Raw genomic sequence first — 13,660 nt, 5'->3', positions numbered from 1 at the left:
GCGGGGGTACCCTTATGCGGTCTCACACAGTCAATCAGGACGAATGCGTCCGCGAACGTTCTGGGTGCTCGACGACGAGGATCGACCGGTCGTCGACGACCTCGCCGTCGGGCTCGGACGGACGCCCGCGCGGGTCCTTGCGTACCTGCTGTTGCGGGCCGACCGCGAGGACGACCCCGCGACGACGATCCAGCTTCGGGTCGGGACCGAGCTGAGCCGATCCCCGATCAGTGACGCGGTCACCCGCCTCGAGGCCGACGGGCTGATCGAGCGCTCCACGGTCGCGAGCGCCAGCCAGGGACGGCCGCCGTCGGCCTGGCGACCGACCGACGACCTCGCCTCGAGCCGTCGTCGGGCGTACGAGCGACACGCGGCGACACTGCTCGAGCGGGCGGACGAGATCTTTCGGGACGACACGACCGAGCGGGAGCCGGAGTCGGCCGAGGAGCCGAAGCTGACGGTCGCACTGAACTGGCGGCCGAACGGGCTTCACGTCCCGCTGTACGCGGCCGCCGAGTCGGGTTGGTACGACGAGTACGGGGTCGACGTCGAGTTCGAGCACCACGAGGGATCTCGACGCGCCGTCGACCGGGTCGACGCTGGCGAGGCCGACATCGCGGTCGCCGGTGCCGCGACCGTACTGCGGGCCAGGGCGGCCGGCGTTCCGATCGTGCCGGTCGCGGTCCTCTACCAGCGCGCGATGACGGTGCTGTACTCCACCCGCGACGTCTTCGGCGCGGAGCTTCGCAGCGTCGACCAGCTCCGGGGACAGCGACTCGGGATGCCCGCTCACTCCGAAACGGGTGTGCTCGGTCGGCTGTTCGTCTCCCAGACGGCTCTCGGGGGGGACCTCGAGGTCGAGGAGACGACCGGTGAGGAGCGGACGGCGCTGCTGGCCGGCGAGGCCGACGTCGTCACCGGCTCCATCACCGACCCGCGGGAGCTCGAGGAACGCGGCGAGACCGTCGACACGCTGTTGCTCACCGATCACTTCCCGATCTACGGGCCGACGATCGTCGCTCGAGAGCGGGCGCTTGACCGACGTCAGCCATCGCTCGAGGCGCTCCTCGCGGGGACGGCCGGTGGCTGGCGGGAAGCGACTCGTGACCCCGATCCGGCGGCGGCGCGAATCGCCGAACGCGGCGACGACGAGCCCGAGCGCGTCCGGGAGACGTTCGAGCGGGCGGTCGAAGAGTTCGGGGACAGCGACGACACGCGCGAACGCGGCTGGGGCTGGCAGCGCGAGCGAACCTGGAACCGACTCCGGACGGCCCTCGAGCAGGGGGAGCTGCTCGCGGAGGAACCGTGATCGACCTCGAGAACGTCGACGTCGCGTTCGACGATTTCACTGCGGTCGCCAACGTCGACCTCGGGATCGACGACGGGGAGTTCGTCACCGTCGTCGGCCCCTCGGGCTGCGGGAAGACGACGCTGCTGCGCGCGATCGGCGGGCTCCAGGAGCCGACCGCGGGACGCGTCACAATCGACGACCGAGCCCCGTCGGTCGCACAGGAGGTGGGGGATATCGGATTCGTCTTCCAGCAACACACGCTGCTTCCCTGGAAGAGCGCCCTCGAGAACGTCGTCTTCCTCCGGAAGATGGCCGACAAGCCCCCGGACCGCGAGGGAGCACACGCGTTGCTCGAGACGATGGGGCTCGACGGGTTCGAGGACGCCCGGCCAGCCGCGCTCTCGGGCGGGATGAAACAGCGCGTCGCCATCGCTCGAGCGATCCACCTCGGCGCGGACGTGTTGTTGATGGACGAGCCGTTCGGGGAACTCGACGAGATCACCCGCGACGAGCTCGGCGTCGAGATCCGGTCGCTCTGGCGCCGCGAGCGGAAGACGATCGTCTTCGTCACCCACAGCGTTCCCGAGGCGGTGTTTCTGGGCGACCGGTGTGTCGTGATGCGCGATCAGCCGGGACGGATCGAGGCGACGTTCGACATCGACCTCCCCGGCCCCCGCGACACGGAGTCGCTGGGCTCGCAGGCGTTCCAGGAACAGGTCGCGGCCGTCCGCCAGACGCTTCACGAGAGCTATGACTGAACGGATCACCGTCACCGGTAGCGGCGCCGTCTACCCCGCGAGCGCGCTCTGTGCCGGCGTCGCGCTCTGGTGGGCGCTCACGGAGCTCGGGGATATCCCGCCGTTTCTCCTTCCCGCTCCCGACGCCGTCGTCGCGCGACTGGCCGGCAACCCGGAGCTGTACCTCGTGAACGCCCTCTACACCCTCGAAAAGGTCGTCTACGGCGGTGCGATCGGAATCGGAGCCGGGATCGCCCTCGCCGCCTTCGTCGCGTACGTCCCGTGGTTTCGACGGGCCGTCTACCCGTACCTCGTGACGGTTCGCGTGTTGCCGAAGCTCGCGATCGCCCCGCTGTTGCTCATCTATCTGGGCACGGGGATGACGACGGCGATCGTCTTCGTCGCGCTCATCACCTTCTTCCCACTGGTGTTGAACACCGCAGCGGGGCTCGATCGCACGCCGACGGCTCACCACTACCTGCTGCGGTCGGTCGACGCCGGGCCGATCGAGCGGATCCTGTACGTCGACGTCCCCTACGCGATCCCCGACATCTTCGCCGGCCTGAAACAGTCGGTGACCCTCGCGGTCGTCGGCGCGGTCGTCGCGGAGTGGGTCGTCGCCGACAACGGGCTGGGCTTTCTGATCCTGATGGGGTCGGAGAACGTCCGCCCCGACGTCATGCTCGCAGCGCTCGTCGTCCTGTTGCTCGTGGGACTTGCGCTGTACGGGATCGTCGTCCTCGTTCAGCGACGCGTCCACGAACGGCTCGGACTCGAGGTCCTCGACTGACGCCCGTCCAGAACCAGGGGACCGTGTTGCGATCAGTACCAGAGCACACGCTCGAGGGCGACGGGAACGAGATAGAAGCCGATACCGACCACGGAGAGGACGACCAGCGCGGCGTAGGTCTCCGCGGTCCGGAGGTACGCCGCCGTCTCGAACACCCGGTAGCCGAGTCCGGCGTTGAGCGTGACGAACTCGGCGACGACCGCACCGATAACCGACAGCGTCGCGGCGATCTTGAGCCCGGCGAAGACGCTCGGTGCGGCCGCGGGGAGCCGGATGTGAACGAACACCGCAGTCGACGACGCGTCGACCGTTCGCAACAGCTCGAGGTACGACTCGGGGGTTCCGCGGAGCCCGTCCAGAGTCGCGATCGTGATCGGGAACACCGTCAGCGTGGTGACGACCAGCGCCCGGGCGGGAACGCCGCGACCGAACCACAGAAAGAGTAGCGGGGCGATCGCGATCACCGGCGCGATTCGGAGCGCGACGACGTAAGGAAGGATCGTGCTCGCCGCTCGACGAGAACTGATCATCGCGAAGGCGAGGCCGGCACCGACGACGGTGCCGGCGACGAGTCCGATCCCGGCGGTCACTGCCGTCACGGCGGCGTCGCCGAGCAGCGTCGGATAGGTCTCGACGAGCGTCGCCCCGACCTCGGCCGGCGACGGCAACACGATCGCCGGCACGTCGTAGTAGACGACGACGCCGTGCCACGTCGAGAGCAACAGGACGAACACGGCGGTCGGCGGAAGCAGTCGCGTCGCGAGCCCGCGGGCGAGGGTTCGGGAGCCCCGAAGAACGTCGCGGCTGCCCGGGATCCGCTCGAGCCGTCGTCCGTCGCGTCGGTCGGCCTGCTCGTCGATCATTCGGTGCGTCGATCGCGTCTCTCGAGTTCCGCGGGCCGGTTACTCATCGATCCGGTCGGCGAACTCCGCGACGTACTCGTCCTCGGCGTCGAGGTAGTCGTTCGTCCAGACGGCATCGGGGTCGACTTCGTTCTCGAGGGCGTCGGCATCGGCCAACACGTCGTGGGTCTCCTGCCACGGCTCCGGCGCGCTCGCTCCCCAGCCCTCCGTCTCGACCGTCTCCGAGAGCATGTATCCGGTGTACATCTCCTCCCACTTGTCGTACTGGTTCTCCCGGGTCTCCTCGAGTTCGGGCTGGACGTCGACGAGGTGGTCGATCGCCTCGTCGGGGTTCTGGGCCGCCCAGACGGCACCTCTCGCGGTCGCCCGGAGGAACGCCTCGACGGTGTCGGGGTTCTCCTCTGCGAACGACTCGTCGGTCGTAATCAGGTGGCCGTAGGAGGGGACGGCCTCGTCGATCTCGAGGACGTCGATCTCCCGGCCCTGGTGGCGGGCGTCGACGACGTCGCTGAACACGCCGCCAGCGACGTCGATCTCGCCGGCCAGTAGCTGCTGGACGGTGTCGAAGCCGGCGTCGACGTACTCGACGGTGTCCAGCACGTCGTGGTGGTCGAGGTACGCTTCGGTCATCGTCCGGACCATCCCCGGACCGCTCCCGACCGTGACGCCCTCGAGCTGATCGGGGTCAGTGAGTTCGCCGAACCCCTCGCGGTCGGCGAAGACGACGTTCGGGTTCCGCTGCATGACGATCCCGACTGCGCGCGGCGACAGCTCGTTGCTGTTGACGGTCAGGATCTGGTCGCCGCTCGAGATCGCGAACTCGGTGTTGCCGAGCCCGGTCTGGTTCGCCGCGAAGTCGGAGCCGTCGCCGCTCTCGAACTCGACGTCGGTAAACCCCTCTTCCTCGTAGAACCCGTTCTCGCGGGCGGCGACGTAGGGCGTGTGGAGTCCACCCATGTTCCAGTTGAGCAGTAGCGACACGGAGTCCACCGCGACCCCGTTCTCCGCCGACGGATCGCCGTCGCCGTTCCCGCCGAGCCGGCCGGCACACCCCGAGAGGGCGACCGCGCCGCCGAGGGCGAGGACACTGCGTCGCGTACTTTGTGTGTGCTTCACACTCTCACCAGTACTGTCTGTCGAGGATGGGAGTTATAAATCATTTGGGTTAAGCTTTAAGTTCTCCCCGTCGAAACACCGTCCAGTCGAGTTCAGATCGGTATCCGGACCGCCGTTCGTCGCGACCGACGGCGCGGTGTATCGGTCCGGTAATGGCGATTTTCTATCATAGCTGAAACGTTTCACGGCCGTTAGATCCGAGTTCGAACGGAAACGGTACCGGCGGTGCTGTCGAAAAGCCGACAGCGACAGCCCAGAACATATAATTTCGAGTTTTAGTTATAGATTTATTATAATAAGGTCTAAGATCGTGTAGGTTGGTGGCACATACTGCATGGGAGTTGAAACCAAGGGACACGACAGGTACTACCGGGAGCACTACGCATGACAACGGCACAGATCACGGACGAAGCGCAGCGGCAGCTCGCCCGCACGCTCGACGTCGAAGCGGTCGATGACGGGGATCAGCTGACGATCGAACGGCTTCGTGACGAGGTAGAGCGCGAAGACGATCCCGAGTTCGCCTCGATGGGCGAAGCGATTCGAAGCGATCTCTCGGGGAGGCTGGACGCCGAGTTGCTCGAGACACAGCTCGAGGAGCTCTCGAGGCAGCTCGGGCGTCTGCCGGAGGTCCGAGAACAGGGAATCCCGGACGGCGAGACCGAAGCCGAGGTGCTCTACCGGGAACTCGCCGAGCCCGGCTGGGAGATCTACGACCACCTCGTCGACGTCGACTTCTTCGAGAGTCTCGAGGCGAACCTGCCGCGGTTCACGCCCGAACACATCGAGGGAACGGCTCACGAGCTGATCGCTACCGACGAGCTGACGGCCGAACTCGAGGAGCTCGGGTTCGACGAGCAGGAACGGATCGCGCTCGTCATGGACGTCACGAACAACAACGATCGGCTCGCCCGATGGGTGCCGACGAAGGATATCCCCGCCGAGGTGGAGTTCGGCGTCGAACACGTCCCGCCCCTCCACCAACGGGCGGCGGGCGGGACGTTGCTCTGGGTCGACGCACTGGACGTCCACCTCTGGCAGAACCGGGTTCTCGTCACCGAGGAGATCCTCGACGACGGCTACTGGGATATCAAGGCGCTGCTGGGTGGGTTCCACCTGCTGGCGCAGGCGGCGCTCGATATCACCCGCGAGGAGGGGCTGACCGACTCGCAGCTGACAGCCGCGATCACCGCCGGCGCGGCGATCATGATCGTCAACCAGGAGGAGATCTGCAAGAACGTGTTCTGGATCACCGAAGAGATGCGCGCGCCATCCGAAGCGAGGTAATTATCAATGTCACTCGAAGAAGACAGGGCCGTACAGGCCGCAAAGGATACGGTTGTAAGGGAGACTGACCAGGGGTTCCGCGTGCTCGGATCCCCCGACAAATCGGTTACGCACCAGCACGACGTCGACCGAATCGAGGAGTTCGACGTCACGAACGAGATGATCCAGGAGTCCGGCGATAATCCGGAAGCCTGGCTCACCTACGGCGGCAACTACGGACAACACCGCCGCACGACGGCCGACGTCATCACGCCCGACAACGTCGCCGACCTCGAGGTCGAGTACATGCTCGACGTCGGCGCCGGCTCGAGCATGGAGGGGACGCCCCTGATCGTGCCGGGCGATCCGCCGATTATGTATCAGTCGAACGGCCCGAACCACGTCAAGGCCATCGACGCCCGCGAGGGCGACATCCTCTGGAGCTATACGTACGCCGTTCCCTCGGACGTCGTGCTCTGTTGTGACGACAACAACCGTGGCGTCGCCGCCTACGGCGACAAGGTGTTCATGACGACGCTCGACTCGGGGGTCGTCGCGCTCGATCGGTACACCGGCGAGGAGGTCTGGCACACCTCGACGGCCGACCACGAGGAGGGGTACTCCGCGACCTGGGCGCCCATCGCGTACGACGGGATGATCTTCACCGGCAGCGCCGGCGGCGAGTACGGCGTTCGCGGGTTCCACACGGCACTGGACGCCGAAACCGGCGAGGAAGTCTGGCACACCTGGACCTCCCCCGAGACCGAGTGGGTCGGCGACAGCATCAACCAGTCCTGTGCGACCAACTGGATGAACGCGACGATCGACGTCGAGGAGCGACGACTCTACCTGCCGATCGGTAACCCCGGACCGGACTTCGACGGCTCCGTCCGACCGGGACCGAACCGCAACAGCTGTGGAACGCTCGCGCTCGACATGGACACGGGCGAGCGGCTGTGGACCCACCAGGAGGTCGCCCACGACGTCTGGGACTACGACTCCGCGGCGCCCCGGATCCTCATTCGGGATATGGAGATCGAACACCGCAACACGACCAAGGACGTGGTCGTCTCCGCGGGCAAGACCGGCTGGGCCTACACGATGGACGCCGACACGGGCGAACTCATCGAGCGTAGCGAACCGGGCGTCCAGCAGCTGAACATGTACCGGATGATCCCCCACATCGACGAGGGACGCCGGATGCCGTTCATGCCCGGTGCGATGGGCGGCAACGACTGGCAGCCCCCGGCCTACAACCCCGAGACCGGGCTTGCGTACATGAAGATGAACAACTCGCCCCAGGAGGCCTGGTGGCGCTTCGAGGAGTACGAGGAGGGCAAAAAGTACTGGGGCGGAATCCTAGAGGACCAGACTGAAGCGGTACCCGAGGAGTACAACGAGAAGATCAGCGCCATCGTCGCGATCAATCCCGAAACCGGCGAGCGTGTCTGGCGCGACTGGATCGAGAGCGACGCCTACATCTGGGGCGGCATGGTGACCACCGAGACCGGCGTCGTCTTCACCGGCACCCAGAACGGCGACTTCATCGCCTACGACGGCGAGAGCGGTGACCGCCTCTGGGAGTACGACCTCGGCGAGGCGTCGATCGCCGGCAGCCCGATGAGCTGGTACGACTCCGACACCGGGAAGCAGTACGTCGCGATCCAGGTCGGCGGCAGCGGCTGGCTCCGACGCGGTGCCGGGGGCCGTGACACCCGCCTGGCCGTCTTCTCGCTCTCCGAGTAGGCGACCCGTACCGTTCGTCTTTTTTGAGTCGTCGACCGCTTAGCGGGCGGTAGTCGGCCGAGCCACGATGACGATGTAGGGCTCCGCCCGGCCCGCCAGCTCGAGGCGCTCGAGGCGCTCGATCTCGAACCCGGCCTCGAGGACTCGATCGACCCAGTAGGCTTCCGGGTCGGGATCGCCCGCAACGTCGTCGGGAACGAGCGGGAGCTCGAGAATACCGACGGATCCGTCGGCCCTACAGACCCGTCGTAGCTCCGAAAGCGAGCTCTCGGCGCTCGAGGCCGGGAGATCGTGCAGTAGCCGGCAGGCGGTCGCGACGTCGACCGAGCCGTCTCGCAACGGGAGCGTCGCCGCGTCGGCAGCGACCGGCTCGACCCCGAGGCCGGCGCGGTCGGCGTTTCGCCGTGCCAGCCGCGGTCCGTTCCCGAGGATGACGCGGTCGTCGAAGACGTCGAGACCAACGACGTCCGTTCGGGCCGGAACGTGCGGTGCGATCCCCACGAGCGAGCGCCCCGTGCCACAGCCGACGTCGAGAACCCGATCCGCCCGGTCGAGCGGGAGTCTGCTGGCGAGCGCGTCGTACTTCGCCCGCTCGAGCGACCACGGCGTCGGACCCACCAGCTGGCGCAGCGTCCTCGCTCCGCGAACGGCCGCGACGGACGCGGCCATCGACGCGGCCACCCGTCGGTTCCGGGACCGTGTTCGGCTCCCGACGACGGCCGCAGCCGTGAGCGCGACCGCCGCGAGCGCGAGCGACCGGAACCGTCGCCGCCAGTGGTAGACGCCGAAGTAGTATCGGGGTCCGAGCACGCTCACTCGACGCTGAGATCGCTCCCACCGCGGGCCTGCTCGAACTCGAGTTCGATCTCGAGCTCCGAGGTGCGCTGGCCGGAGAACTCGATCTCGACCTCGATCGGCTCGCGGTACTCGAAGGGGATCTCCCAGCTACTTCCCGAGATCGTCAGCGACGCGTCGTTCTCGAGCGCGTCGGCGATCTCACGGAGGAAGCTCGCCGTCTCGGTTCGCGAGAGGTAGATCTCCTGCTCGAAGAAGCCGTCCGTGATGACCCTGCGCTCGGGATCCTCGTCGTCGGGGAACTCGACGTTGTTCGTCATGGTGACGTGTACCACGCCGTCGATACATAAATGTGCATGACGGCGTCCGGGAGGTGACGGAACACTCAACTATCGGCTGCGTGTACGGTAGTTCATGACGCTGCTCGAGGCCCTGGGGAACGCTCGACGGCTGAAGATCATCCGAGAGCTCTCCCGGGAGCCGAAGTACGTCTCCGAACTCGCCGAAGCCGTGGGGATGAACGGGAAGTCGGCGGTCCACCACCTCGGGGTGCTCGAGGAGGCGGGACTCGTCGACCACTACCGCCGCGGGAATCGCAAGTACTACCGTCTGGTCAGCGATGTCGAACTGTACGCCGCGCCGCCGCCCGAACGGGCGTTCATCCTTCAGGCCAGGGAGCAGTCCGACGAGTCGGCGTAACGGGGGACTCCGTCTCCAATTAGCGTCCGTCGCTTCGACTGTGAAGCAGCAGCTAAAGTTATTTACAGTACCATGTTGATTGTGCCCGTATGCCAGAGTGTGCACACTGTGGAGAGGAGTATCCGGCACCGGGGCCGTACAAGAGCCACGTACTCACGTGTACGAACGAGAACGGAGCCGTCCCCGCGGAGGAACCCGTCGAGGAGACCGCGGCCGAGTCGTCCGACTCGAGCGCGGGAACGGAATCCGAGGCAACGACGATCGACCAGCACATCGAACGCGTCGTCGACGAGCGACTCGAAACGGTCGAGTCCGAACTCGCACAGATGTCCGAGGACGTCGACGAACTCGAGAACTTCGCGACGATCAGCCTCGGTGAGCGACGACTCGACCAGGCCGAAGCGAACCTCTCGGAGTACTCGGCGTCGCTCACCGACCTCTCCGAGCGAACGCTCGAGCAGGTCAACGAACTCGAGTCTCAACTGGAGTACCAGACGGTCGTTCTCGCGACGGCTCTCGACGCGCTCGCCGAGGCCGACGTTGACGTCGACACCGAGCCGATAGACGCCTATCGGCAGGACCAGATCGTCACCGAGCAGTCGCCCACGAAGCGTCTCGAGGAGGCCATCGAGAAACTCGAGTCCTGAGCCGGAAGCGGCCGTCCCGATCCGCCCAGGGGGCTACACCTCTCGGACGCCGATGACCCGATCCTGCAGGTAGTCGAGATACATCGCGTTGTAGATGACTTTCACCTCGTCGCTGGCCGGAAGCGCCTGGCAGGTGAGAACGATCCCCCGCTCCTCGACCTCCTCGTCGGTGAGGATGAGATCCATGTCCATCTCGACGTCGCCCTCGTAAACGATACCGGCGCAGTTCGCACACGAGGCGGCGCGACACTCGTAAGGCCACTCGAACCCCTGATCCTCGGCGGCGTCGAGGATGTACCGTCGGCCGGTGATCTCGACCCGCCCGTAGTCGTCGTCCCCCAGATCGGCCTCCGCTGCCTTCTCGAAGAGGTCCGCATCGTCCATATCCCACCCCTGTTCGCTCAGAGTCTCGTAGTTGAGGTACTCGACGGTGCGGACGGGTCCCTCGTCGCCGTCGCTGTCACCGCGCTCCGCGGCGTCCTCGCCGAGCCTGACGTGAGGGAGGTTGTGTGACATACACAATCACTAGCCGTGCACACACTTAGCATCGGTGGTCACCTCCGGAGTTCGGCTCCGACCGGTTCACTCGCCGTCGACGAACGCGTCGAACCCGTCCTCGAGTCGAGCGAACTCGTCTCCCGGCTCCTCGTCCGCCGTCTCGAGGGCCCGTTCGAAGTGGTCGGCCGTCAACTCGAGGGTCTCGAGGTCGGCCCTCGCCCCGGCTTCGCCGTCGGTCCGACCGTCACGCTCACCGCCCGCGGACGTCTCGACGTAGTCGCGAACGGCGTTCATCGCTGCAGTCCGGCAGATCCCCTCGATATCGGAGCCGACGGCACCCTCGCTCCGCTCGGCGAGCGCGTAGAGGTCGACGTCCGCCGCGAGCGGACGATCCCGGAGGTGGATCTCGAAGATTTCCCGTCTGGACGCCTCGTCGGGTTCCCCGACGCGGACGTGTCGTTCGAACCGCCCCGCCCGGAGCAACGCGTCGTCGATCCGATCCGGTCGGTTCGTCGTCGCGAGGACGACGACGTCCTCGAGATCCTCGAGCCCGTCGAGTTCGGTCAGTAGCTGACTGACGACGCGTTCACCGACCGCCGTCTCGCTGGAGTCGCTTCGGGTGCCGGCGATAGCGTCGATCTCGTCGAACACGAGCACCGTCGGCGCGTTCTCGCGGGCCTTGCTGAAGACGTTGCGAATCCCGCGCTCGGATTCGCCGACGTACTTGTCGACGAGTTCGGGTCCCTTGATCGAGATGAAGTTCGACTGAGCCTCGTTGGCGACGGCCCGTGCGAGCAGTGTTTTTCCCGTTCCGGGCGGGCCGTACAGCAGGACACCGGTCGCCGGACGCAGCGAGACGCGATCGAAGGCGTCGGCGTACTCGAGGGGCCACTGGACCGTTTCCCGAAGGGTTCGCGTCACCTCCTCGAGCCCACCGACGTCCCCCCAGGTCGCGTCCGGCACCTCGACGAACACCTCTCGCATCGCCGACGGTTCGATCTCGCGTACCGCCGCCTCGATGTCCGCCTCGGCGATCTCGACGGCGTCCAATCGGTCGGCCGGCAGTTCGATGGAATCGCTCGAGGAGTCGGCTCGCAGCCGCCGTAGCGCACACATCGCGCTCTCTCTGATCAGGTTCTCCAGATCCGCACCGACGAAGCCGTGCGTGCGCTCGGCGTAGCGCTCGAGATCGACCGAGTTGCTGATGGAGACGTCGGCCGCGTGGATTCCGAGGATTTCGGACCGCTCGTCGGCGTCCGGCACGCCGATCTCGACCTCGCGGTCGAACCGTCCCGGCCGGCGGAGGGCAGGATCGACCGAATCTACGCGGTTCGTCGTCCCCACGACGACGACCTGTCCCCTGTCGTCGCCGCCGTCGAGCAGGGAGAGCAGCTGGGCGACGATCCGGCGTTCGACGTCGCCGACGTCCTCCCGTTTCGGCGCGATGGCGTCGATCTCGTCGATGAAGACGATCGCCGGCGCGTTCTCCTCGGCCTCCGCGAAGACCTCACGGAGCCGCTCCTCGCTCTCGCCGTGGTACTTCGAGACGATCTCGGGGCCCCGAAGCGTCTGGAAGTGGGCGCCGACCTCGTTGGCCATCGCGCGGGCGATGAGCGTCTTCCCGGTTCCGGGCGGGCCGTACAGCAGGACTCCCTTCGGCGGGTCGATACCGAGTCGATCGAAGACCCCCGGGTATCGCATCGGTAACTCGACGACCTCCCGCACCTGCTCGAGTTCGTCCTCGAGGCCGCCGACGTCGCTGTAGGTAACCGCGGGAGCCGTCGCATCGCGCTCCACCCCGTCGATCGTCGCCGGTTCGGGAGCGATAACGATCGACGTCCACTCCTCGACGACGGCGGGACCGGCCGGGTCGACGTCGACGACTTCGATCGGAACGGATCGGGAAGGTTCGGCGTCGATCCGTACCGTCTCTCCGTCCGAAACGATCCGACCGACGAGCGCGTCCCGCCGGGCGAACTCGAGTGCCTCGGCGGAGGAAACGTCGTCGGGTAACGCTATCGAGACCCGCTCGGCGGATCCGACCTCGGTTGGTTCGACGCGAACGGGGTCTCCCGCGTCGACGTCGAGTCCCTCCGAGAGCTCCCGGTCGAGACGGATCGTTCGCTCCGTCCGCTCCTCGGACGGCCGCGACAGCACCTCGACGACGGCCGATTCGCCCGTCGGCCCCTCGAGAGAAACGTACTCTCCGGATTCGACGCCGAGCGAGTTCATTACGTCTCGCTCGAGGACGGCGACGGAGCTCCCACGCTGGTTCGAGACGAGCGGTTTGGCGGTGAGTTTCATCGATTGAATCGTCTTTTGGTACCGTGTCACGCACGGACGCAAGAACGTTTGGATCGGACTCCCGAACGAGCGTGCCGTCTATCAGTCCGGATCGAACGAATGTTTATCAAAGATAACGTTGAGAGATAACATGGATCATGACAGACAGCGACCTGGAGGACTTTCTGATCCTCCGCGAACTCGACGACCCGATCACCGAGTCCGAACTCGAGGCCGCCGGCGAACAGTCCGGGGAGACCCTCGAGGAACTCCGCGACGAGGGCATCGGAATCCGGTGGGTCGACTCCGAGGTACTGATGAACGAGGACGGGAACGTCACGGGAACCTTCTGTCACTATCAGGCCGAAGACGCGGACGCCGTTCGGGAACACGCCGAGCGCGCTGGCCTCCCGGCGACGAGAATCGACCGACGTGGGGAGCCGCTCGAGGGCGAGTAGCATCGGGCCGTTCTCGTTTGCGACGGACTAACGGACGGCTGCTACCGGCCTTCGGACCCTCGAGTACGATCGGCCGCGAACCGAGGCGTTCTCGAGACGTAGCGGCTCCGCTGGCGGCCGGCAACGCACTTCTCAACGGGGTAATGACTACCGTAGTCGGCGCTCCGACTGCCGGTGAACAAAGAGTATGAAAGGAAGCGGCGAATCGGATTTCCCAGAGGCTCGCGCACTCCAGTACTCGCCGAAACGCAGGCGAGCTTATCTTCCGTGTTCGGGATGGGTACGGGAGGCACCTCGCCGCTATGGCCGCTGTAATGCCGACCGACGGAATCGAACCGTCGTTAGACCACTGTCGGTCGTGGTATGAGTGGTGGCGGCGAATCGGATTTCCCAGAGGCTCGCGCACTCCAGTACTCGCCGAAACGCAGGCGAGCTTATCTTCCGTGTTCGGGATGGGTACGGGAGGTACCT

At 66.3% G+C, this 13,660-nt stretch carries 14 protein-coding genes and 2 rRNA genes; 8 read left to right on the top strand and 8 right to left on the bottom strand.

Annotated features, from left to right (window positions below):
• The first annotated feature begins 43 nt into the window (after positions 1-43).
• From QA609_RS10485 to QA609_RS10475, 3 genes are read left to right on the top strand one after another with little or no spacing between them, the layout of a single operon-like run.
• Positions 44-1,309, top strand: a complete 1,266-nt coding sequence (locus tag QA609_RS10485; protein WP_278302559.1) for an ABC transporter substrate-binding protein — start codon at positions 44-46, stop codon at positions 1,307-1,309.
• Entirely contained in the window at positions 1,306-2,049 is a 744-nt protein-coding gene (locus QA609_RS10480; RefSeq protein WP_278302558.1) for an ABC transporter ATP-binding protein, read from the top strand. The genes QA609_RS10485 and QA609_RS10480 overlap by 4 nt, the downstream gene beginning before the upstream one ends.
• Positions 2,042-2,818 (top strand): ABC transporter permease, encoded by a 777-nt coding sequence (locus QA609_RS10475; RefSeq protein WP_278302556.1) that lies wholly within the window; start codon positions 2,042-2,044, stop codon positions 2,816-2,818. Before QA609_RS10480 ends, QA609_RS10475 begins: the two co-directional genes overlap by 8 nt.
• A 32-nt stretch (positions 2,819-2,850) precedes the next feature.
• On the opposite strand, the gene QA609_RS10470 is transcribed toward QA609_RS10475, so the two are convergent.
• Positions 2,851-3,681 (bottom strand): ABC transporter permease, encoded by an 831-nt coding sequence (locus QA609_RS10470; protein WP_278302555.1) that lies wholly within the window; start codon positions 3,679-3,681, stop codon positions 2,851-2,853.
• A gap of 39 nt (positions 3,682-3,720) precedes the next feature.
• Complete coding sequence (locus tag QA609_RS10465; protein WP_278302554.1) at positions 3,721-4,797, bottom strand: ABC transporter substrate-binding protein; 1,077 nt, start codon at positions 4,795-4,797, stop codon at positions 3,721-3,723.
• A gap of 384 nt (positions 4,798-5,181) precedes the next feature.
• Here QA609_RS10465 and QA609_RS10460 point away from each other — a divergent pair, with 384 nt between their 5' ends.
• Both QA609_RS10460 and QA609_RS10455 read left to right on the top strand, forming a co-directional pair.
• Positions 5,182-6,084 (top strand): hypothetical protein, encoded by a 903-nt coding sequence (locus tag QA609_RS10460; RefSeq protein ID WP_278302553.1) that lies wholly within the window; start codon positions 5,182-5,184, stop codon positions 6,082-6,084.
• Between the two features lie 6 nt (positions 6,085-6,090).
• Entirely contained in the window at positions 6,091-7,809 is a 1,719-nt protein-coding gene (locus QA609_RS10455; protein ID WP_278302552.1) for a PQQ-binding-like beta-propeller repeat protein, read from the top strand.
• Between the two features lie 39 nt (positions 7,810-7,848).
• Here the strand turns inward: QA609_RS10455 and QA609_RS10450 are convergent, their stop codons facing one another.
• Both QA609_RS10450 and QA609_RS10445 read right to left on the bottom strand, forming a co-directional pair.
• Complete coding sequence (locus QA609_RS10450; protein WP_278302551.1) at positions 7,849-8,619, bottom strand: class I SAM-dependent methyltransferase; 771 nt, start codon at positions 8,617-8,619, stop codon at positions 7,849-7,851.
• A gap of 2 nt (positions 8,620-8,621) precedes the next feature.
• Positions 8,622-8,924, bottom strand: coding sequence for an amphi-Trp domain-containing protein (locus QA609_RS10445; protein WP_278302550.1), 303 nt, complete (start codon positions 8,922-8,924; stop codon positions 8,622-8,624).
• 94 nt (positions 8,925-9,018) lie between these two features.
• Between QA609_RS10445 and QA609_RS10440 the strand changes: the two genes are divergently transcribed.
• Positions 9,019-9,303, top strand: a complete 285-nt coding sequence (locus QA609_RS10440; RefSeq protein ID WP_278302549.1) for a metalloregulator ArsR/SmtB family transcription factor — start codon at positions 9,019-9,021, stop codon at positions 9,301-9,303.
• Positions 9,304-9,392: 89 nt separating this feature from the next.
• Entirely contained in the window at positions 9,393-9,950 is a 558-nt protein-coding gene (locus tag QA609_RS10435) for a hypothetical protein (protein WP_278302548.1), read from the top strand.
• Positions 9,951-9,983: 33 nt separating this feature from the next.
• Here QA609_RS10435 and fer read toward each other — a convergent pair whose 3' ends face one another.
• Positions 9,984-10,466 carry a ferredoxin Fer gene (gene fer / locus QA609_RS10430; RefSeq protein ID WP_278302547.1) on the bottom strand — a complete coding sequence of 161 codons (483 nt, stop codon included), beginning with the start codon at positions 10,464-10,466 and terminating at the stop codon, positions 9,984-9,986.
• A gap of 66 nt (positions 10,467-10,532) precedes the next feature.
• Positions 10,533-12,752 carry a CDC48 family AAA ATPase gene (locus QA609_RS10425; protein ID WP_278302546.1) on the bottom strand — a complete coding sequence of 740 codons (2,220 nt, stop codon included), beginning with the start codon at positions 12,750-12,752 and terminating at the stop codon, positions 10,533-10,535.
• Positions 12,753-12,889: 137 nt separating this feature from the next.
• On the opposite strand from QA609_RS10425, the gene QA609_RS10420 reads away from it, so the two are divergent.
• Entirely contained in the window at positions 12,890-13,189 is a 300-nt protein-coding gene (locus QA609_RS10420; RefSeq protein ID WP_278302545.1) for a DUF4242 domain-containing protein, read from the top strand.
• A gap of 192 nt (positions 13,190-13,381) precedes the next feature.
• On the opposite strand, the gene rrf (QA609_RS10415) is transcribed toward QA609_RS10420, so the two are convergent.
• Together rrf (QA609_RS10415) and rrf (QA609_RS10410) are read right to left on the bottom strand one after the other, a co-directional pair.
• Positions 13,382-13,503: ribosomal RNA gene (gene rrf / locus QA609_RS10415) — 5S ribosomal RNA — on the bottom strand.
• A gap of 54 nt (positions 13,504-13,557) precedes the next feature.
• A 5S ribosomal RNA gene (gene rrf / locus QA609_RS10410) occupies positions 13,558-13,660 on the bottom strand; the annotation flags it as partial.

The sequence above is a fragment of the Natronococcus sp. A-GB7 genome (genome assembly GCF_029688865.1).
GTDB lineage: Archaea > Halobacteriota > Halobacteria > Halobacteriales > Natrialbaceae > Natronococcus.
Note: the sequence above shows the minus strand (reverse complement) of the source record. Positions and strands in the feature narration are given on the sequence as shown.

Coding starts and splice junctions, on each gene's coding strand:
- QA609_RS10485 (WP_278302559.1), top strand. CDS start 44: ATGCGTCCGCGAACGTTCTGGGTGCTCGACGACGAGGATCGACCGGTC.
- QA609_RS10475 (WP_278302556.1), top strand. CDS start 2,042: ATGACTGAACGGATCACCGTCACCGGTAGCGGCGCCGTCTACCCCGCG.
- QA609_RS10470 (WP_278302555.1), bottom strand. CDS start 3,681: ATGATCGACGAGCAGGCCGACCGACGCGACGGACGACGGCTCGAGCGG.
- QA609_RS10460 (WP_278302553.1), top strand. CDS start 5,182: ATGACAACGGCACAGATCACGGACGAAGCGCAGCGGCAGCTCGCCCGC.
- QA609_RS10455 (WP_278302552.1), top strand. CDS start 6,091: ATGTCACTCGAAGAAGACAGGGCCGTACAGGCCGCAAAGGATACGGTT.
- QA609_RS10445 (WP_278302550.1), bottom strand. CDS start 8,924: ATGACGAACAACGTCGAGTTCCCCGACGACGAGGATCCCGAGCGCAGG.
- QA609_RS10440 (WP_278302549.1), top strand. CDS start 9,019: ATGACGCTGCTCGAGGCCCTGGGGAACGCTCGACGGCTGAAGATCATC.
- QA609_RS10435 (WP_278302548.1), top strand. CDS start 9,393: ATGCCAGAGTGTGCACACTGTGGAGAGGAGTATCCGGCACCGGGGCCG.
- fer (WP_278302547.1), bottom strand. CDS start 10,466: ATGTCACACAACCTCCCTCACGTCAGGCTCGGCGAGGACGCCGCGGAG.
- QA609_RS10425 (WP_278302546.1), bottom strand. CDS start 12,752: ATGAAACTCACCGCCAAACCGCTCGTCTCGAACCAGCGTGGGAGCTCC.
- QA609_RS10420 (WP_278302545.1), top strand. CDS start 12,890: ATGACAGACAGCGACCTGGAGGACTTTCTGATCCTCCGCGAACTCGAC.